Below are 18,043 nucleotides of genomic sequence, written 5' to 3'. Positions count from 1 at the left end.
GAGATCGCTAAGGCAGGATTAGCTGAGATCGACGCGCACACGCGGGACGTGTTTACAGCGTGCACATGCGCATCTAGCTTCGCGACGACGAAGAGCTCCGAGACCCGTAATAATCCGGAGTGCTTCCAAGCACACACGTAAGCAAATCTTAAGCGGTGCTGCCTAGGGTTGGGAAAGAAATCCTTAAGCCTATTCAACGGGCTAGGAAACCTCCAAGGTGTGATTGATGTCGAATTCCGCTGCCTCGGCCTATGCGCGTGTTGCAACGACCACCGCATCTCCTCGCGACATCGAGGCGCAGACCTTGCTCAAGGCCGCGAACAAGCTCCAGGATGCGGTGAACAACGCCAATCCGCTCAGCGAGCAGACCATGCAGGCCCTGATGTTCAACCGCAAGCTCTGGACGATTTTCCTGAGCGAGGCGATGCGCGAAAACAATCCGCAGCCGCTCGACGTCCGGCAGAAGATCGCCAACATCAGCGTGTTCGTGCTGAGCCAGACCGCCGCGCTGCAGATGAGCCCGCAGTTCGATCACTTCCGTCCGCTGATCGAGATCAACCGCAATATCGCCGCCGGTCTGTCCGGCCGTCCGTGATGGAAGCCTGTCATGGCCGACATCATGAGCATCATGTCGACCGCGTATAAGTCGAACGTCCTGTACCTCGCAATATCAGCAGGTGCTGATCAAGGACGGCTCGTTCCGCTTCGGCAATACCAAGTGCACGCTGACGGATAGCTGCAAGGCGCAGATCAAGAACGTCGTCACCGATCCCGCGACCGGCTCGAGCTATCTCGACACGGCCGTTGCGACGCTCGACGCCTGATCGTCAGGCGCTGCGGTCGGTGCTGGACGGACGCGAGGGTTCGGACTTCAAATCCAGTGCATGGAAATAGGCCCGCCGGCGCAGCATCGCTTCGTCGGGGAACTGGTTGACCACCGCGTCGGTCCTGTCGTTGACGACCTGGAAAACGAAGGACGCGGCCGCCTGGTCGAACACGACCTGGCGTGACACGTTCTCGCTGCCATGCAGATCGTTACGCACCGGCGCGCTGGTATCGCTCGCGGCGACCGTCTGGCTCGCCGGAAGATCAGTTTGCACGGCCTCGTTCGCCGCCGCGTTCGACGTCGTTACGATCTGCACAGGGGCCGGGATCCCCACCGGCCTGATGCTGAAATCTGTACTCATGGCAGCCTCCTGGTTGCCTAGCGTGAGTCAAATCCCAACCCCTCTCAATGCGCAACCTTGGAACACCGGGATTGAAGATCCGGTAAGCAAACGTGCCTAACCGCGCGACGATGTTGCCGCGCGGTTTTTCGTAAAATTGTCGCTTGTTCTTGCGCGCGCTCAGAGTGAGCGGCTGACCGCGAGCGGGGTGATGTGGCGCGGGCCCGGAGTGGCGCGTCGCCCCGCGGCCGTGTAGGTGTTCGGCACGTTGCGCTTCTGGATCTCGGCATTGACGCCGCGCACGACGCTCTCTGAGACCGCGTGAGCGGTTGCGAGCACGGTGAGATTGACCTGGAGCATCGCGCGGAATGCATCGTGGTGGCGATGCAGCGTCGAGATCAGCTCGGGCGCGGATTTCGCGAGCTGGGCCTGGTTCGTCTTCAACTGGCTGACGGCGCCGACATAGTTTCGCGACAGCTCCTGCTTCTTGCTCTCGAGGGTCATCGCCTCGCGGACCTGGCCGGCACGCACGAGCTCGGTCTCGCGCTCGATCAGGCCGAGCAGGGCACTCATCGCATCCATCAACTGCTCGGCGATCTTGCGCGCCTCGGCGCTGCCGGGGGCGGTGTTCGGGCGCTGCGCTTGTACCGGCTGACGCGAGGCGTTGAAGTGGTTCATCTCGTTTGACCTTATGCCGTGCGGATCGTTTTCGCCTGCTGCATGATCAGGGTGCGATAGATTTCGGTGGCGACGCCGACGCCGCCAGCGCTGGCGAAGTTCTTGGAATATTGCTCGGTCAGCATCGAGCGCCACACGCCGGTGCCCGGCGTGTCGCCGAACGGGCCTTCGCCCTTCAGACCCGAGGTCATCTGCGAGAACATGCTGTTGAGGAACATCGCCTCGAAATCGGTGGCGGTCTTCTGCGCCTTGGCCTGCTGCTTCGGCGGGACCTTCTGCAGTGCCGCGGCGAGATCGAAGTCCGGCCGGCCGTTGCGGCTCTCCACCGAGAAGGCGGAGCTCGCGACGCGTGCGGTGTTGACCATGCCGGTCTGCATCATATCACCTCGATGTCGGCTTCGATCGCCCCGGCGGCCTTGATCGCCTGCAGGATGCTGATGAGATCGCGCGGGCCGATGCCGAGGCCGTTGAGGCCGTCGACGAGCTGCTGAAGCGAGACGCCGTCCTTGACGACGGCGAACTTCTTGCCGTCCTCGGTGACACTGACGCTGCTGCGCGGCGCGACCACGGTCCGTCCCCGCGACAGCGGATTGGGCTGGCTGACCTGCGGGCTCTCGGAGATCGTGACGGTGAGGTTGCCCTGTGCGACTGCAACGGTGGCGACGCGGACGTCGCGTCCCATCACGATGATGCCGCTGCGTTCGTCGATGATGATCTTGGCGGCGAGATCCGGATCGACCTGGAGCTGCTCGATCTCGGTGAGAAAGGCGACGACGTTGCCCTTGAACTCCGGCGGGATCGCAAGCTGCACGGTCGATGGGTCGATCGGCTCGGCGGTCTTGACGCCGAGATAGTCGTTGACCGCGGCAGCGATCCGCTTGGCCGTGGTGAAGTCGGCGTTGCGCAGCGCAAGGCGGACGTTCGGCAGGCGGTTGAGGGCGAACTCGATCTCGCGCTCGATGATGGCGCCGTTGGCAATGCGCCCGACGGTCGGCACGCCACGCACGATTTTCGCCGCTTCGCCCTCGGCCTGGAAGCCGGAGATCGCGAGCGAGCCCTGTGCGACCGAGTAGACGTTGCCGTCGGCGCCGAGGAGGGGGGTGACGAGCAGGGTGCCGCCCTGGAGATTCTTGGCGTCGCCGAGCGCGGAGACGGTGACGTCCATACGCGTGCCCTGGGTGGCGAAGGCCGGCAGATTGCCTGTCACCATCACGGCGGCGACGTTGCCGGTGCGGATGGTGGCGCCGCGGATGTTGACGCCCATGCGCTCGAGCATCGCCTGCAGCGACTGCTTGGTGAAGGGGATGTTGTTGAGGGTGTCGCCGGTGCCGTTGAGGCCGACGACCAGGCCGTAGCCGATGAGCTGGTTCTGCCGCACGCCTTCGATGTTGGCGAGATCCTTGATGCGCGAAGTCGCGCTTGCAGACGCGACCGAGAGCACCAGCGCCGACAGCGCGGCGCAGGCCACCCCCACAATTCTCACCCAACGGACGGCTGGCATCCTCTGCTCCCCGAGGCTCCTCAAATCGAAGGACCATCACGACACTCCCATGACGAGCTGGTCCGACGCTGTCCTTGCGAGCGCTGTGCCAACTCGGAGCAGCTGGGATAGGTCCCTGAATAGGTTGAATAAATCTGTTTTCACCGGTCTCAGCCAGTGTTGTCACTGAGGAGCGAAACTGCCGCCTGTCGGCAGATTTTGCCGGGCTGTTTACGGGTCGTTAACCATAAAACGGCGAATGTGGCGCATTGATCACCCGGATTGCTTCCGATGCGCATCTACGGACCGAACGGCACCACGCTTGGAACGCCGGCCAGCCAGGCCAGGCGGACGAGCTCCGGCACCTTCATGCTGCCCGACACCTCGTCGGCCCCGGAGACGCGGGGCGCTGCCGCACCGAAGGCCGCCGCCAACATCGACGGGCTGCTCGCGCTGCAGGGCATCGAGGAGGATCCGGTTGAGCGTCGCAAGCGCTCGGTCGTCCGCGGCAAGACCGCGCTCGACGTGCTCGATGATCTCAAGATGGGGCTTCTCTCCGGCAAACTCGACGCCTCGACCGTGATGCGGCTGCGCGACGCTGCGGCGAACCTGAAATCGTCCTCCGGCGATGCCGGTCTCGATTCGGTGCTGTCCGAGATCGAGCTGCGCGTCGAGGTCGAGCTTGCCAAGGCCGGGCAGGCGTAGCGTCTTACGCCGCTTCATCCTTCAACTGCGCGTCGTAGCGGCGCTGGGCGGCGAGCACGTCTTTCAGATTTTGCTCGGCCCAATCCCGGAGCGGATCGACAGCGGCGGCGAGCGTCACGCCAAGCTGCGTGATCGAATATTCCACGGTCACCGGCACGGTTGCGATGGCGTGACGCTTGATCAATCCGTCGCGTTCGAGCGACTTGAGAACCTGGCTCAGCATCTTCTGTGAAATGCCTTCAATCGTGCGGCGCAACTGATTGAAGCGCATCGGCTCCTCGCGCAGCAGCAGCAGGATCAGCACCGCCCATTTGTCGCCGACGCGGTCGAGGATCTGTCGCGTGGGGCAGTTCGCTGCATAGACGTCTGGCTTCATCGTCGGGTCCTCCGATCCGTTCAGGTCGCTTGCCGGCCCGCCCGCCGGTTCCGCTTGCCGGTTACTTCTGCGTAATCAGGTAGGTACAAAGTGCTCTCTTAACACCAGCGCTCTTTGCGATATCTAGTCACTGCTAGTTACCACAGAAGCAAAGGAGCCTTCCATGAAAATCGCAGTCGCCGGCGCCTCGGGCCGGGCCGGTTCGGAGATCACCAAGGAACTGTCCCGCCGCGGCCACGCCGTCACGGCCATCGCCCGCAACCCAGAGAAGATCGCGGCCCTGCCGAACGTCACCCCCACCAAGGGGGACGTGCTCGACCAGGCCGGCCTCGCCAAGCTGTGGGCCGGGCACGACGTCGCCGTGAGTTCCGTGCACTTCCTGGCCAGCGATGCGCTCAAGCTGATCGGCGCGGCAAAGGACTCCAAGGTCGGTCGCTATCTCGTCGTCGGCGGGGCCGGCAGCCTTGAGGTCGCTCCGGGCGTCAAGCTGGTTACAACTCCCGGTTTTCCGGCTCAGTACAAGGCTGAGGCGGAGGCGGGTTCGGCCTTTCTCGACCTGCTGCGGCAGGAAAAGGACCTGAACTGGAGCTTCATCTCGCCATCGGCCCTTTTCATCGAGGGGGAGCGGACTGGCAAGTTCCGGCTTGGGACCGACCAGCTTCTCGCAGATGCGAACGGGAAGAGCTGGATCACTTTCGCGGACTACGCCATTGCGCTCGCCGACGAGATCGAGCGGCCGGCCCATGTGCGGCAGCGTTTCACGGTCGGCTACTAGGCCTTTGGCCGCCCCCGGGCCCTCCAGGATAAACCTTCCTGTGCAAGGGCTTGGGGGCGCCAATCGGGCGATCAGGGAAACATTGTCTGTCACAGGAGGCCGCTATATAACGCCCCGCTCAGCGGACCCCGTTCCGTTTGCGAGTCGTTGCTTAGACAGATAGGCCGCCCTTGGAAAAGTTGAAAAACTACCGACCGACCGAAAAAGAGCCTTTTATGAACGACAGGCAGAAGGAGTACTTCCGTTTGAAGCTCCTCGCCTGGAAGGATGAGATCCTCAAAGAGTCCAAGCTCACCCTGCAAGCCCTGCAGGAGGAGAATGTGAACCACCCCGATCTCGCCGATCGGGCATCGTCCGAAACCGACCGCGCTATCGAACTCCGTGCCCGTGACCGCCAGCGCAAGTTGATCGCCAAGATCGACGCCGCGCTCCAGCGTATCGAGGATAACACCTACGGCTATTGCGAGGACACCGGCGAGCCGATCTCGTTGAAGCGGCTCGAGGCCCGGCCCATCGCGACGCTCTCGGTGGAGGCGCAGGAGCGCCACGAGAAACGCGAGAAGGTCTATCGCGACGAATAGAGTCCGAGCCGCAGAGATGCGGCTCTTTGTTTTTGGAAGGCGCGTCGTTTTGCGCAGTGGCCAGCATTTTGCCTGTCGCTTGCAACCGCGCGCTGCGGCGCGCGAGCGCAATCGCGAAAAGTGAATCGCGATCAATGGGCTAGACTCAACTCCTCCGACCTCACGTGAGTTCGGATCAGAAACAGCCTTCACTTCAGGTGCGGGACGTTTTGCGAGTCGCATCAACGACATCGACTCGACTGCCGAGACACTGATCCAGCAGCTTCACGCGTCGCTGCAATCAGGCCTGTTGCGACGCCACAAGGCGCGCATCCCCATAAAGCCCGGACCAGCTCAATATCTCCTTAAACGCCGGCAGCAGGCCGTAAGGTTCCTGAGATGTGGCCGATCTGCTTCCGCAAGTCGTCCAGCTTGAACTGGTAGTTTGGACTGGTTGACGTGTTGCCGCGTGGCCCCCGCGCTTGTCACGCCACGGCGGGGATGCTGAAGTGCCGCCCTCGAATGCGTAGCGTGGGAGCCGGCGCCGATGGACACAATTCTCGCAGCCGCAAAGGCGATCGCGCTGGCGCGCCGCAACCATGCGCCGCTCGCGGCGCTCGAAGTTCCCCCGGCCGATGAGGCCGAGGGCTATCAGGTCCAGCGCGCGCTGCATGATCTCCTGCTGAAGAATTTCGGCCCGCTCGTCGGCTACAAGATCGGCTGCACCAGCCAGGTGATGCAGGACTATATCGGCATTTCGCACCCCTGCGGCGGCGGCGTGTTCCAGATGGGCGTGCACGACAGCGGCGTCAAGCTCGCCGCCTCCAACTACGTCCGCGTCGGCGTCGAATGCGAGATCGCGGTGCGGCTGAAGCGCAATCTCGCCGCCGGCGAGGCGCCGTTCACGGCCGAATGGGTCGGCGAGGCGGTCGAGGCCTATCATCCCGCGATCGAGATCGTCGACGACCGCTACGTGAAGTGGGAGACGATGGGCGCGCCGACCTTGATCGCCGACGATTTCTTCGCCGCCGGCTGCGTGCTCGGCGAACTCGTGCAGCGCTCGTCGGTGCCAGACCTGAGGGCCATCAAAGGCCGCGCCATCGTCAACGGCGAAGAGGTCAGCCACGGCACCGGCGCCGACGTGCTCGGCCATCCCCACAACGCACTCGCCTGGCTCGCCAACCATCTCGCCGCCGAGGGCAAGGGGCTGCACGCGGGGCAGCTCGTGCTGACGGGGAGCCTGGTCAAGACACTGTGGCTGAAGGCCGGCGACAAGGTGCGGATGGAGCTGGACGGGCTGGGGACGGTGGAGGCGGAGTTCACGTGAGGGCGCTGCGGTACTCTGCGCAGTCATTCCCCGCGAAGGCGGGGAATCCAGTACGCCGAGGCTTCTCGGTTCATCACTGACGTCTCGAAATACTGGATCGTCGGCGTTGCTATGATTGCGCGGACCTGACGCGCTGTATGCAGCCACCGCAAAATACATGCGGCCCTCGCCAGGGGAGCTAGCGAGGGCCGCGTCGTACATCGTCGTTCGCGCCTAGGTTCGCGAACACGATGTGGGAGCTCGGGAGTGGGCTAGAAGGGCAGCAGCACGTCCATGACTTGCTGGCCGTAGCGCGGTTGCTGCACGTCCATGATCTGGCCGCGGCCGCCGTAGGCGATGCGGGCCTGCGCGATCTTGCTGGAATCGATGGTGTTGTCGCTCTGGATGTCTTCGGGGCGGACGATGCCGGCGACGATGAGCTCGCGGATCTCGTAGTTGACGCGGATCTCCTGCTTGCCTTCGACCACGAGATTGCCGTTCGGCAGCACCTGGGTCACGACCGCGGCGACGTTGGTCTGCAACGCTTCCTGGCGATTGACCGAGCCCTTGCCGTCGGCGGAGGATGTTGAGTCGGTGGTGAGAAGCCGACCGGGCAGGACCTTGAGCGGCTGCGTGACCGTCTGGCTGCCGATAAAATCGGTAATTCCCGAATCTTCCTTGGCGGTGCGGCTGCGCTGGGTCTCGTTGGCGATATTGGCCTTGTCGGTGATGTTCACGGTCACGGTCAGGAGGTCGCCGACATGGGTCGCGCGCTGGTCCTTGAAGAAGGCGCGGCTGCCGTTGCGCCACAGCGAGTTCGGATTGTAGGAGGCGACTTCCGGCTTCGGCATCGGCATCTGCACCGGCTTGTAGCCGGGCTGTGTCGTCGGATTTTCGATCGCCGCCAGCTTCGGTTGCTCGCCGATCTGCGACAGGCGGTCGATCGAGGAGCAGCCGCTCGCCAGCGCGCAAATCGCCAGCAGCAGGGCGGAGATCGCGATGCGACGAGGACGGGAAGCCGAACTGAAACTGGACATGACTTACTCTGACTTGGCTGGAGCTTGCGAGACGCGAACTTGCGGGATCTGGGCTTGTGCGATCTGGGCCGGGGACGCCGGGGTCTGGATCAGGCTCTGGGCGAGGGCCGCGGCCGTAGGGGCGGGGGCGGGCGTTTCGTCACGCTTGAGCGACGAGGTCTGCTCGACCGCGGCCGGCATCGGCGCGGCCTGGCTGGCGCCCTGGACCGTCACCTGGCCGCGGGCGGTGACGACGCCTGTGAGCGTGCGCTTGGTCTGCAGGTTGAGCACGCTGACGGTGTCGCCCTCGGCGCCGCTCTCGATCGCCTTGCCGCGCGTGGTGAGGTAGATCCCGGGAACCTGGTAGATGACGGTGACGCTCTGGTCGCGCTGCACGAAGTCGGGCTTGACGATGTCGGCGACGCGGATCGGCGTCCCCGCCCGCATCGGCCGGCGCAGCTGCATGCCGAGCGTGCGATCGCGCGAGGCGGCCTCACCGGTGACCTCGGCCTTGGGCCGGCGCTCCACGGCGACGTCGGAGGACTTCAGGAGATCGGCGCGGTCGATGTCGCGCGTCAGCACGGCGACTTCCACCGTCTCGATCGCGTTGCCGGTGAAGCGCAGCTTGGTCGGCGCCGGATTGTTGTCGTTGTTGATCTCGAAGGCGATGTCGAACCGGCCGCTGCGGGCGTCATAGCGGGTTGCGACCGGCTGCAGCGCGCCGGTGTTGGAGGCATCCAGCCGCATGTCGGCGATGCCGCGGTCGAACGTGACGGTGATGTTGGCGGCATCGCCAAGCCCGAAGCGGCGCTCGAGCGCCGAGGCGACCGCGGTTTCGAGGTCCTTGTTCACCAGCGTGCGGGCGAGACGGGTGACCTGAACCTCCTTGATGTCGCCGGTCATCACGCCGATCACCTGTTTTGCGCGCAACACCGACAGCACTTGCGCGACCGGCAGCGCGCCGGTGGTGCCGAGATCGGGTGAGCGATAGACCGGGATCAGCGCGGCGGATCCGGCATTGTCGATGAGATCGCCGACCCGCACCACGTCCGAGGTCACGGTGATGCTCGCGCGCAGCGTCGGCGTTGCGATGAAATCGTCGGCGGCCCGTGCGGGCAGCGCCAGCGCGAGAAGAGCGGCGATCGTGGCGAGGGTGGTGCGGATCATCGTCATCACCTCAGCGGAACAGCGCCGTGGTCGATTGCATCATCTGGTCGGCGGCGCTGATCACCTTGGCGTTCATCTCGTAGGCGCGCTGGGCTGCGATCAGGTCGCTCATTTCCGAGACGACATCGACATTGGCCTGCTCGAGGCTGCTCTGGGTGATGTTGCCGAAACCCTCGGCGGTCGCCGTGCCGTCCTGCGGCGGGCCGGAGGAGGGCGTCTCCGTGAACTGATTGTTGCCGACCGGCTGGAGGCCCGCCTTGTTGATGAATCGGGTCAGGCCGATCTGGCCCTGGACGGCCGAGGTCGACGAGCCCGGCAGCGTCACCGAGACCTGGCCCTGCACGTTGATGGTAAGGCCCGAGGCGTTGTTCGGGATCGTGATCGTCGGCTGCACCGGGTTGCCCTGCGCGGTGACGATGCGCCCCTGATTGTCCATCTGGAAGGTGCCGTCGCGGGTGTACTGGTAGCTGCCGTCCGGCATCAGGATCTTGAAGAAGCCTTCGCCCGTGATGGCCATGTCGAGGTCGTTGCCGGTCTGCGACAGCGTGCCCTGGGTCATGCTGCGCGGCGTGCCGACGGTCTTGACGCCGCCGCCGATGTCGACGCCGACCGGCAGGATGGTGCCCTGGTCGGACGACTGCGCGCCGACGCGGCGGACGTGTTCGTAGATCAGGTCCTGGAACGCCGCGGTCTGCTTCTTGAAGCCGGTGGTGCGCAGGTTCGCGATGTTGTTGGAGATCACCTGAACGTTGAGTTCCTGTGCCGCCATTCCGGTCGCTGCGGTGTGAAGCGCCTGCATGTCAGTTCTCCCTCAATCAAGCCGGAACGTCGGCGAGCTTCTCGATCGCCGATTTGTGCATGTCGCTCTGCTGCTGGAGCAGGTTGGCGATGGCGGTGTAGCTGCGCATGACTTCGACCATGCGGCTCATCTCGCCGACCGAGTTCACGTTCGACTTCTCGACGTAGCCCTGCTGCACGGTCGACTTGCTGTCGGCCCGCGGGATCGCGGAGCCGACGCTGTAGAGGTTGGCGCCGAGCTTGGTCAGCTTGGCCGGATCGTCGAACGCGGCCATGCGGACCTTGCCGCGGATCGAGTCGTTCTTGGCCGTGCCCTCGAGCACCGTGACGGTGCCGTCGGGGGCAACGTTGATGTCGTGGTCGGTCGGCTGGAAGGTGATCGGGCCGCCGGTGCCGAGCACGAGGTTGCCGTCGGAGGTGACGAGCTGGCCGGTGCTGTTGAGCGAGAATTTGCCGTCGCGGGTGTAGCGCTCGGCGCCATTGGCCTGCACCGCGAAATAGGCGTCGCCGCTGATCGCCATGTCGAGCGGATTCTTGGTCGGCTCCATCGGCCCCTGGCCGACGTCGCGGAAGGTGCCGCGGTCCTGCACATAGGAGACCCGGCGATCGGAACCGACGAAATTGTCTTCACGCGCGTTCGAGTTGAGGTGCTCCTCGAACAGCGAATGGTCGGCCTTGAAGCCGTTGGTGTTGGCATTGGCGACGTTGTTGGCGATGACATCCATCTGCCGTTCCAACGTCATCTGCCGTGACAAGCCGATCAGAAGCGCGTTCTGCATCGGAAATCTCCCCTGAGTGAGATCCGCCACCTCGCTCTCCCAAGCGCCTTGGCCGATCCCGTGAACGAGACCTCAGGTTCTCCCAAACCTTTGGTCTCGGCCCTTTCTCAGCGAAACTCGTGCCAAGCTGGAAAATTGCGTAATTTCAATGCTTTGTCGTTTTTTCGAGGGTGCGGGGAGGCGGCAGAAAGGTTCTGTTAGCCATGTTTGCCCGGCAGATTTTTCCTAGTGAAGGCCCAATCGAAAGGTTCCGTTAACCATTATTACCGTAGCGTTTGCGCGTAAGAGGAGCGCATCGCGCTGGGGCATTTGTATCGCGTCACTGTCTGCCAGGAGCTTCGCTTTTTCGACCCATTCGAGAGATGAACGAGCGCGGCGACCATGGCAGAGAATGAAGCGGAAGGCGGCGCAGCCACCGAAGGCGCGGAAGCCGCTGCGCCGAAGAACAAGCTCAAGATCATCATCATGGCCGTGGGCTTGCTCGCCGTCCTCGGCGGCGGTGCCGCGACCTGGTTCTTCTTTTTCCGTCACGGCGACGACGAGCATCACGCCGAGGCGGCGCCCCCGCCGAAGCCGCCGGCTTTCGTCGAGGTTCCCGACATCATGGTCAACCTCGCCGGCGCGCCGGGCGAGCGCGTGCAATATCTGAAGCTCAAGATCGTGCTGGAGCTGAAGGAAGAGAAGCAGATCGAGGCGATCAAGCCGACGATGCCGCGCATCACCGACATCTTCCAGACTTATGTGCGCGAGTTGCGCTCCTCCGACCTCAACGGTTCCGCCGGCGTCTTCCGCCTCAAGGAAGAGCTGACCAAGCGCGTCAACGCGGCGGTCGCCCCGGTCCAGGTCAGCGCAGTGCTGTTCAAGGAAGTCGTGATCCAGTGAGCATGACGGGCTAGGGATCATGGCAGGCACCGACCAACCAGACCAGGATGCAATTGCCGCCCAATGGGAGGCCTCGCTCGATTCCGAGGATCCCGCCGAGGCCGCGAAGGCTGCCGCCGAAAACGAACTATCCGAGACCATGGCCCTGCAATGGGCGGCCATGGTCGAGGATGGCAGCCGCGATCTCGGCGCCGGCAAGAATTCCGGCGAGCGGGTGCTGTCGCAGGAGGAGATCGACAACCTCCTCGGCTTCGCGGTCGGCGACGTCACGCTCGACGACCATTCCGGCATTCGCGCCATCATCGATTCGGCGATGGTCTCCTACGAGCGTCTGCCGATGCTCGAAATCGTCTTCGACCGCCTGGTGCGGTTGCTGACGACCTCCTTGCGCAATTTCACCTCCGACAACGTCGAAGTCTCGCTCGACCGCATCACCTCGGTGCGCTTCGGCGACTACATGAACTCGATCCCGCTGCCCGCCGTCCTCACCGTCGTCAAGGCCGAAGAGTGGGACAATTTCGGCATGGCGGTGGTCGATTCCAGCCTGATCTACTCGATGATCGACGTGCTGCTCGGCGGCCGCCGCGGCTCGAGCCAGCTCCGCATCGAGGGCCGGCCCTACACCACGATCGAGACAGAGTTGGTCAAACGGCTGGTCGAGGTCGTCATGGCCGATGCCGAACAGGCGTTCCGGCCGCTGTCGCCGGTGACCTTCACGATCGACCGGCTCGAGACCAACCCGCGTTTCGCCGCGATCAGCCGTCCTGCCAACGCCGCGATACTGGTGCGCCTGCGCATCGACATGGAAGATCGCGGCGGCAACATCGAGCTCTTGCTGCCTTACGCGACCATCGAGCCGATCCGGGGCGTCCTGCTCCAGATGTTCATGGGCGAAAAGTTCGGCCGCGACCAGATCTGGGAAGGCCATTTCGCCACCGAGATCGTCCAGGCCGAGATCTCCGTCGACGCCGTGCTCTACGAAGCCGACATTCCGCTCAAGCAGCTGATGCGGCTGAAGGTCGGCGACACGCTGCCGCTGGACATGCGCGCGGATGCCAACGTCACTGTTCGCTGCGGCGACGTCACTATCACCGAAGGACGCATGGGCCGGGTCGGCGATCGCGTCGCGATTCGGGTGACGAAACCCCTGCGCAAGCCAAGTACGACACTTGCGATGTTCGAAAAGGTCGACGAGCAGAACAAGATGATGGAGGCCCCATGAACCACTCCCTAGGAATGGCGATCGAGACGCTGGTGGCTATCCTGCTGATGCTGACCATCGTCTACTGCGTCACGCTCAACAAGCGGCTGACGCGGCTGAAGGCGGACGAGCATTCGCTGAAGGCGGTGATCGGCGAGCTGATTACCGCAACCGAGATCGCCGAGCGCGCGATCGGCGGGCTGAAGCTCGCGGTGCGCGACGTCAACGAGAACCTCGGCAGCCAGCTTGCGGCGGCGACCCAGATGTCCGAGCAGCTCTACAAGCAGCTCGGCGAAGCCGATAACGTGGTTCGGCGCCTGTCCAAGATCGCGGTCGCCGCGCGCCCCGTGACGAACCCGGAAACGGTCGCCGCGCCCGCAGCCAAGCCCTCGTCGGCGAAGGCGGTGGCGGCTGCGGCCGAAGCCTTCTCCGAACGCCGGAGGTCCAACGGTCTTGCCGCATAAAGTCAGGGTATGAAGTCCTTTCGCAACATCCGCGTCATTCCGGTCGTGCTGGTTGCCGTCGCAGGCCTCGCCACGCTGAAGGTCGCGGGCCTCGTGATCAATGGCGGCTATGTCTTCGACTACAGGCCGAGCCCGACCAAGAAATCCTGGGCGCAGGAGAATCTGAACTTCCCGACCGGCCGCGAGGATCCCGATATCACGGGCTCGACCCATGGCGCGCCGAAGGAGACGCCGAAGCCGGCCGCCCCAGAGACCAAGCCCGAAGGCACCGTGGTCAAGGTCGAGGAAGCCCAGCCGCAGATCTCGGCCTCGGAGCGCGCGATCCTGGAACGCCTGCAGTCGCGCCGCCAGGAGATCGAGGCCCGCCAGCGCGAGATCGACATCCGCGAGAGCCTGTTGAAATCCGCCGAGAAGCGCATCGAAAACAAGGTTGAGGAGATGAAGGCGGTAGAAACCCGTATCTCCGCGACGCAGGCCGAGCAGAAGGCCGCAGAAGCCCAGCGCATGAAGGGCCTCGTGACCATGTATGAGGGCATGAAGCCCAAGGACGCCGCGCGGGTGTTCGACCGCCTGGAAATGGGCGTGCTGATCGAGATCGCCTCGCAGATCGCGCCGAGAAAGATGTCGGACATCATGGGGCTGATGTCGCCGGAGGCGGCCGAGCGGCTGACGGTCGAGATGGCCCGCCGGGCCAATGGCGGCGGCGATCAGTCCGCCTCGGCCGGCGAGCTGCCCAAGATCGACGGCAAGCCGACGCAAAAGCCGAATTGAAGGCTCATACTTAAGAAGTCCTTAATTGGCAAAATCTACAGTCGAGGGCAGGGGCCGGCAGCAATGCCGGCGTGGACCGTCGAACCGGAAGAAATGCCGCCAATGCCGCCAATGGCGCGAGAGGCTGCCGCTGGATTTGTGTCGCGAGCCCGCGCCCTGGCGCGGGGGCTGTCGCGTCATGTCCGCGTGGCGCCGCTGCTGGCAGCCGGCCTGCTGATCGGCTTCAGTGCGCCTGTCCGGGCGGCCGATGCTATCCGGGGCGAGGCGACTTTCTCCGCCGGCGGCGGCTTTGCCCGTCTCGTGATCAAGCTCGGCGAGGACGTCCCCTCCGAGGTGACGACGGCCGGCTCCATTCTCGTCATCCGCTTCGACCGGGCGGTCGACGTTCCCGTCGATCGCGTCCCGGAAGGCGCGCCCGACTACGTCAACTCCGCCCGCCGCGATCCCGACGGCGGCGCCATCCGCCTGTCGCTGGCGCGGCGCGTCACCGTCAACACCATGAATGCCGGCGAACGCACCTTCATCGACCTCCTGCCGGAGGGTTGGAAGGGACCGCCGCCGAGCCTGCCCATGGACGTGGTCAAGGAACTCGCCGAGCGCGCGCGCGTCGCCGAACGCGCCCTGCGCGCCCAGCGCGCCGTGGCCGAGGGCAAGAAGCGTCCGCAGATCCGCGTGCGCGCCTCGGTGCAGCCCACCTTCGTCCGCTTCGTGTTCGAGATGCCCGACGGCGTCGGCGTGTCCTCCGTGCTCAACGAGCAGAAGCTCACGCTCGCCTTCAACGCCAACCTTAATTTCGATCTGGCGGACGCGGTCGTCGCAGCGCCGCCGAACGTCGCCTCGATCAAGCAGAAGGCCGACATCGATCAGACCAGTGTCGAGATCGCGCTGATCGGCGATTCCGACGTGCATTCGTTCCGCGACGAGAAGAACTACGTCGTCGACATCTCCTTCCAGCCGGACAAGGGCAAGATGGCCACGACGGCCGAGGCGGCGATCGCGCAGGCCAAGCCTACCGCTCACGGACCTGCGCCTGCGCCTGAAAAGCCGGCGGCCGAGAAGCCGAAGGACGCGCATCGCGAGATCGCGCCGCCGACGTCCGAGACGATCGCGCGCGAAGCCAGGATCGATGTCAAGCCCGAGGTGAAGCCGGAGGCGCCCGCCGCAATGCCGCCTCCTGAAGCGCCGAAATCGGCGCCGGCTCCCGCGGCCGAAGCCGCGCACGCTGCGGAGGCGCCCAAGGAAGCTTCAAAGACCTTGGCGCCTGCTGCGGAAGCCGCGGTCGCGCCTGCGAAGCCCGTCATGGCCGAAGCGCCCAAAGAGGTCGCGAAGGAAGCTGCGAAGGAGCCGGTCAAGGAAGCTGTCAAGGCTGCGCCAGCAGAGGCGCCCGCCGCGCCGCAGCCCGCTGTTGCCAGCGTCGATGCCCGCCGCGACAGCGACGGCCTGCGCGTGACCTTTCCGCTTCAGGTCGCAACTCCTGCGGCGGCGTTCCGCCGTGGCGATACCGTCTGGCTGGTGTTCGATACGCCGAAGCCGATCGACGTCGAGGCGATCCGCACCAAGGGCGGTGCGATGATCGGCGAAGTCGGCCGCATCCCGCTCGACAAGGGACAGGCGGTGCGCATCCGTCTCACCCGGCCGCTGGTCTATTCGCTGACGAGCGAGGAGGTCGGCAAGGAGACCAACTGGCTCTTGACGCTCGCCGACAAGATCCAGGCGACGCCGCTGCCGCTGATGATGTCGCGCAACATCACCGACCCCGCGCTCGCCAACATCGCGATCCCCTTCGCCAATCCGGGCCTTCTGCACAAGCTCACCGATCCCGACGCCGGCGATACGCTTTATGTCGTCACCGCGCAGCGGCCGGTGCGCGGCTTCATCAAGCGGCAGGACCTCGTCGATCTCGCGCTGCTGGAATCTGCGCATGGGATCGCGATCCGGCCGAATTCCGACGAGGTCGGCGTCGAGGTCGGGTCCGACAAGGTCATCCTCGGCAAGAAGGGCGGGCTGACGCTGTCGCCGGTCGACATCTCGGCCGAGCGCGCCCCGACCGCAGTGCGGCCGATCTTCAGCCCCGAAGGCTGGCGCAAGGGCCAGTCGGAAAACTTCATAGCGCGCCAGAACGAGCTGATCACGGCGATCTCCAACGTCGAACCGGCGCTGCGTTCGCTGCCGCGGCTCGACCTCGCGCAATTCTACATGTCGCGCGCGATGTATCACGAGGCCAAGGCCGTCACCGAATTGATGCTGGCCGATCCCCTCAACAAGGAGGAGAGCGGTGCGCTGATCATGCATGCGATCGCGAGCATCCTGATCGGCCGGCCGGCGCAGGGCCTGAAGGACCTCGCCAACCCCGTGATCGGCAACAGCCACGATTCCCAGCTCTGGAAGGCGCTCGCCTATGCACGCCAGGGCAAATGGGCCGATGCGCGCGAAAAATTCAAGAACGTCGAATTCGCCATCGCCTCGCTGCCGCTCGACATCCAGCGCATCGTGACGATGGAGGCGATGCGCGCTTCGCTCGAGGTGAAGGACTATGCCGGCGCCTCCAAGCGCCGCAGCGAGCTCGAGGTGGTCGGCGTCTCGCCCGAGGCCGCGCCCGGCTTCGCCGTGCTGCGCGGCCGGCTCGCCGAGGCGCTCGGCCACGACAGGGACGCGCTCGACGACTACAAGTTCGCGGTCGGCTCGACCGACCGGCCGGCTGCGGCCGAGGCCAAGCAGCTCGAGGTCGCGCTGCGGCAGAAGCGCGACGAGATCAGCAAGGAAGACGCGCTGCGCGAGCTCGAAACGCTCTCGATGACCTGGCGCGGCGACTCGATCGAGGTCAAGACGCTCCAGATGCTGTCGCAGATGTTTGCCGAGAACGGGCGCTACCGGGACGCGCTCACCGCGGCGCGTACCGCGACAAAGCTGCAGCCGAACGCGGAAGCCTCGCGCCAGGCGCAGGACCTCGCCTCCGACCTGTTCACGCAGATCTTCCTGGGGCCCAAGGGCGACGAGCTGCCGCCGGTCGAAGCGCTCGGGATGTTCTACGAATTCCGCGAGCTGACGCCGATCGGCCGTCGCGGCGACGAACTGATCCGACGCCTCGCCGACCGTCTCGCCTCGATCGATCTGCTCGACCAGGCCGCCGAACTCCTGCAATACCAGGTCGACCACCGCCTCGAAGGCGCGGCGCGCGCGCAGGTGGCCGCGCGCCTTTCCATGATCTATCTCGCCAACCGCAGACCCGACATGGCGATCACGGCGCTGCGCGCGAGCCGTATCAGCGACCTCTCCGGCGAACTCAGGCAGCAGCGCCTGCTGCTGGAGGCGCGCGCGCAGAGCGACGTCGGCCGCCACGATCTCGCGCTCGACATCGTCTCCAACGTCTCGGGGCGCGAGGTGCTGCGCCTGCGCTCCGACATCTTCTGGGCGGCGCGGCGCTGGCGTGAATCCGCCGAGCAGATCGAGCTCTATTACGGCGAGCGTTTCCGCGACTTCAAGCCGCTCAACACGGTGGAGAAGAGCGACATCATCCGCGCCGCCGTCGGCTATGCGCTCGCCGACGACTCGATCGGCCTGTCGCGCTTCCGCGAGAAATATGCGCCCCTGATGAGCGAGAGCGCCGATCGGCTCGCCTTCGACATCGCCAGCAAACCGACCGGCGCCTCCAGCGCCGAATTCGCCGAGATCGCCAAGCTCGCTGCCAGCGTCGACACGCTCGACGGCTTCCTGCGCGAGATGAAGCAGCGCTTCCCTGACGCCACCGCCCGCGCGCCGGCCTCGCCGCAGGCCAAGGACGAGTCCGACCACACCGGCTCGCTGCCCACGATCCCCGTCGTGCGGCAGATCAAGATGTCGCGGTAGGAACCCTGCTACCTCTCGCCTCTCGACAGGTGCCGCACAAGGCGGCAACCTGATGCATCTTCATGCCGGGAGA

At 65.0% G+C, this 18,043-nt stretch carries 20 protein-coding genes; 11 read left to right on the top strand and 9 right to left on the bottom strand.

Annotation, left to right across the window (positions count from 1 at the left end; all coding sequences use genetic code 11):
• Positions 1–226 precede the first annotated feature (226 nt).
• Together flaF and QCM77_RS02115 are read left to right on the top strand one after the other, a co-directional pair.
• On the top strand, positions 227–595 hold the full coding sequence (flaF, locus tag QCM77_RS02120) for a flagellar biosynthesis regulator FlaF (protein WP_279660612.1): 369 nt from the start codon (positions 227–229) through the stop codon (positions 593–595).
• A gap of 82 nt (positions 596–677) precedes the next feature.
• Positions 678–824: a hypothetical protein gene (locus tag QCM77_RS02115; protein WP_279681730.1), complete on the top strand. Its 147-nt coding sequence runs from the start codon at positions 678–680 to the stop codon at positions 822–824.
• Between the two features lie 3 nt (positions 825–827).
• Here QCM77_RS02115 and QCM77_RS02110 read toward each other — a convergent pair whose 3' ends face one another.
• From QCM77_RS02110 to QCM77_RS02095, 4 genes are all read right to left on the bottom strand, one after another.
• Complete coding sequence (locus tag QCM77_RS02110) at positions 828–1,187, bottom strand: hypothetical protein (protein ID WP_279660614.1); 360 nt, start codon at positions 1,185–1,187, stop codon at positions 828–830.
• Positions 1,188–1,346: 159 nt separating this feature from the next.
• The gene (locus QCM77_RS02105; protein ID WP_279681729.1) at positions 1,347–1,844 is read right to left on the bottom strand and encodes a hypothetical protein; all 498 of its coding nucleotides are present in this window, start codon (positions 1,842–1,844) and stop codon (positions 1,347–1,349) included.
• 11 nt (positions 1,845–1,855) lie between these two features.
• On the bottom strand, positions 1,856–2,221 hold the full coding sequence (flgJ, locus tag QCM77_RS02100) for a flagellar assembly peptidoglycan hydrolase FlgJ (protein WP_279660616.1): 366 nt from the start codon (positions 2,219–2,221) through the stop codon (positions 1,856–1,858).
• On the bottom strand, positions 2,221–3,345 hold the full coding sequence (locus QCM77_RS02095; RefSeq protein ID WP_279681728.1) for a flagellar basal body P-ring protein FlgI: 1,125 nt from the start codon (positions 3,343–3,345) through the stop codon (positions 2,221–2,223). The genes flgJ and QCM77_RS02095 overlap by 1 nt, the downstream gene beginning before the upstream one ends.
• Before the next feature lie 270 nt (positions 3,346–3,615).
• Between QCM77_RS02095 and QCM77_RS02090 the strand changes: the two genes are divergently transcribed.
• Complete coding sequence (locus QCM77_RS02090) at positions 3,616–4,029, top strand: flagellar assembly protein FliX (protein WP_279660618.1); 414 nt, start codon at positions 3,616–3,618, stop codon at positions 4,027–4,029.
• A 4-nt stretch (positions 4,030–4,033) separates the two neighbouring features.
• Here QCM77_RS02090 and QCM77_RS02085 read toward each other — a convergent pair whose 3' ends face one another.
• Positions 4,034–4,405 carry a winged helix-turn-helix transcriptional regulator gene (locus QCM77_RS02085; protein ID WP_027518927.1) on the bottom strand — a complete coding sequence of 124 codons (372 nt, stop codon included), beginning with the start codon at positions 4,403–4,405 and terminating at the stop codon, positions 4,034–4,036.
• 163 nt (positions 4,406–4,568) lie between these two features.
• Between QCM77_RS02085 and QCM77_RS02080 the strand changes: the two genes are divergently transcribed.
• From QCM77_RS02080 to QCM77_RS02070, 3 genes are all read left to right on the top strand, one after another.
• A complete protein-coding gene (locus tag QCM77_RS02080; protein ID WP_279681726.1) occupies positions 4,569–5,180 on the top strand; it encodes an NAD(P)-dependent oxidoreductase in 612 nt (203 codons plus the stop codon).
• A gap of 170 nt (positions 5,181–5,350) precedes the next feature.
• Positions 5,351–5,761 carry an RNA polymerase-binding protein DksA gene (gene dksA, locus QCM77_RS02075; RefSeq protein WP_007602124.1) on the top strand — a complete coding sequence of 137 codons (411 nt, stop codon included), beginning with the start codon at positions 5,351–5,353 and terminating at the stop codon, positions 5,759–5,761.
• Between the two features lie 526 nt (positions 5,762–6,287).
• Complete coding sequence (locus QCM77_RS02070) at positions 6,288–7,067, top strand: 2-keto-4-pentenoate hydratase (RefSeq protein ID WP_279681721.1); 780 nt, start codon at positions 6,288–6,290, stop codon at positions 7,065–7,067.
• 251 nt (positions 7,068–7,318) lie between these two features.
• On the opposite strand, the gene flgH is transcribed toward QCM77_RS02070, so the two are convergent.
• The 4 genes from flgH to flgF are packed head-to-tail and all read right to left on the bottom strand — an operon-like array spanning position 7,319 to position 10,806.
• Positions 7,319–8,083, bottom strand: coding sequence for a flagellar basal body L-ring protein FlgH (flgH, locus tag QCM77_RS02065; RefSeq protein ID WP_279660621.1), 765 nt, complete (start codon positions 8,081–8,083; stop codon positions 7,319–7,321).
• A 3-nt stretch (positions 8,084–8,086) separates the two neighbouring features.
• Positions 8,087–9,229, bottom strand: a complete 1,143-nt coding sequence (flgA, locus tag QCM77_RS02060) for a flagellar basal body P-ring formation chaperone FlgA (RefSeq protein ID WP_279660622.1) — start codon at positions 9,227–9,229, stop codon at positions 8,087–8,089.
• 10 nt (positions 9,230–9,239) lie between these two features.
• Entirely contained in the window at positions 9,240–10,028 is a 789-nt protein-coding gene (gene flgG / locus QCM77_RS02055) for a flagellar basal-body rod protein FlgG (protein ID WP_211397591.1), read from the bottom strand.
• Positions 10,029–10,044: 16 nt separating this feature from the next.
• Positions 10,045–10,806, bottom strand: coding sequence for a flagellar basal-body rod protein FlgF (gene flgF / locus QCM77_RS02050; RefSeq protein ID WP_279660623.1), 762 nt, complete (start codon positions 10,804–10,806; stop codon positions 10,045–10,047).
• A 381-nt stretch (positions 10,807–11,187) separates the two neighbouring features.
• Between flgF and fliL the strand changes: the two genes are divergently transcribed.
• The 5 genes from fliL to QCM77_RS02025 all read left to right on the top strand — a co-directional run bounded on the left by fliL (position 11,188) and on the right by QCM77_RS02025 (position 17,970).
• Positions 11,188–11,688: a flagellar basal body-associated protein FliL gene (gene fliL / locus QCM77_RS02045; protein WP_279681719.1), complete on the top strand. Its 501-nt coding sequence runs from the start codon at positions 11,188–11,190 to the stop codon at positions 11,686–11,688.
• A 19-nt stretch (positions 11,689–11,707) separates the two neighbouring features.
• Entirely contained in the window at positions 11,708–12,910 is a 1,203-nt protein-coding gene (gene fliM / locus QCM77_RS02040) for a flagellar motor switch protein FliM (protein ID WP_279681717.1), read from the top strand.
• A complete protein-coding gene (locus QCM77_RS02035) occupies positions 12,907–13,353 on the top strand; it encodes a DUF6468 domain-containing protein (protein WP_247297202.1) in 447 nt (148 codons plus the stop codon). The genes fliM and QCM77_RS02035 overlap by 4 nt, the downstream gene beginning before the upstream one ends.
• 9 nt (positions 13,354–13,362) lie before the next feature.
• Positions 13,363–14,124 (top strand): MotE family protein, encoded by a 762-nt coding sequence (locus QCM77_RS02030; protein ID WP_279681714.1) that lies wholly within the window; start codon positions 13,363–13,365, stop codon positions 14,122–14,124.
• 63 nt (positions 14,125–14,187) lie between these two features.
• Positions 14,188–17,970 (top strand): tetratricopeptide repeat protein, encoded by a 3,783-nt coding sequence (locus tag QCM77_RS02025; RefSeq protein WP_279681712.1) that lies wholly within the window; start codon positions 14,188–14,190, stop codon positions 17,968–17,970.
• Positions 17,971–18,043 lie beyond the last annotated feature (73 nt).

This window comes from Bradyrhizobium nivariense (assembly GCF_029846695.2).
Taxonomy (GTDB): Bacteria; Pseudomonadota; Alphaproteobacteria; order Rhizobiales; family Xanthobacteraceae; genus Bradyrhizobium.
The sequence above is the reverse complement of the archived record's forward strand: the minus strand, read 5'-3'. Positions and strand labels throughout refer to the sequence as shown.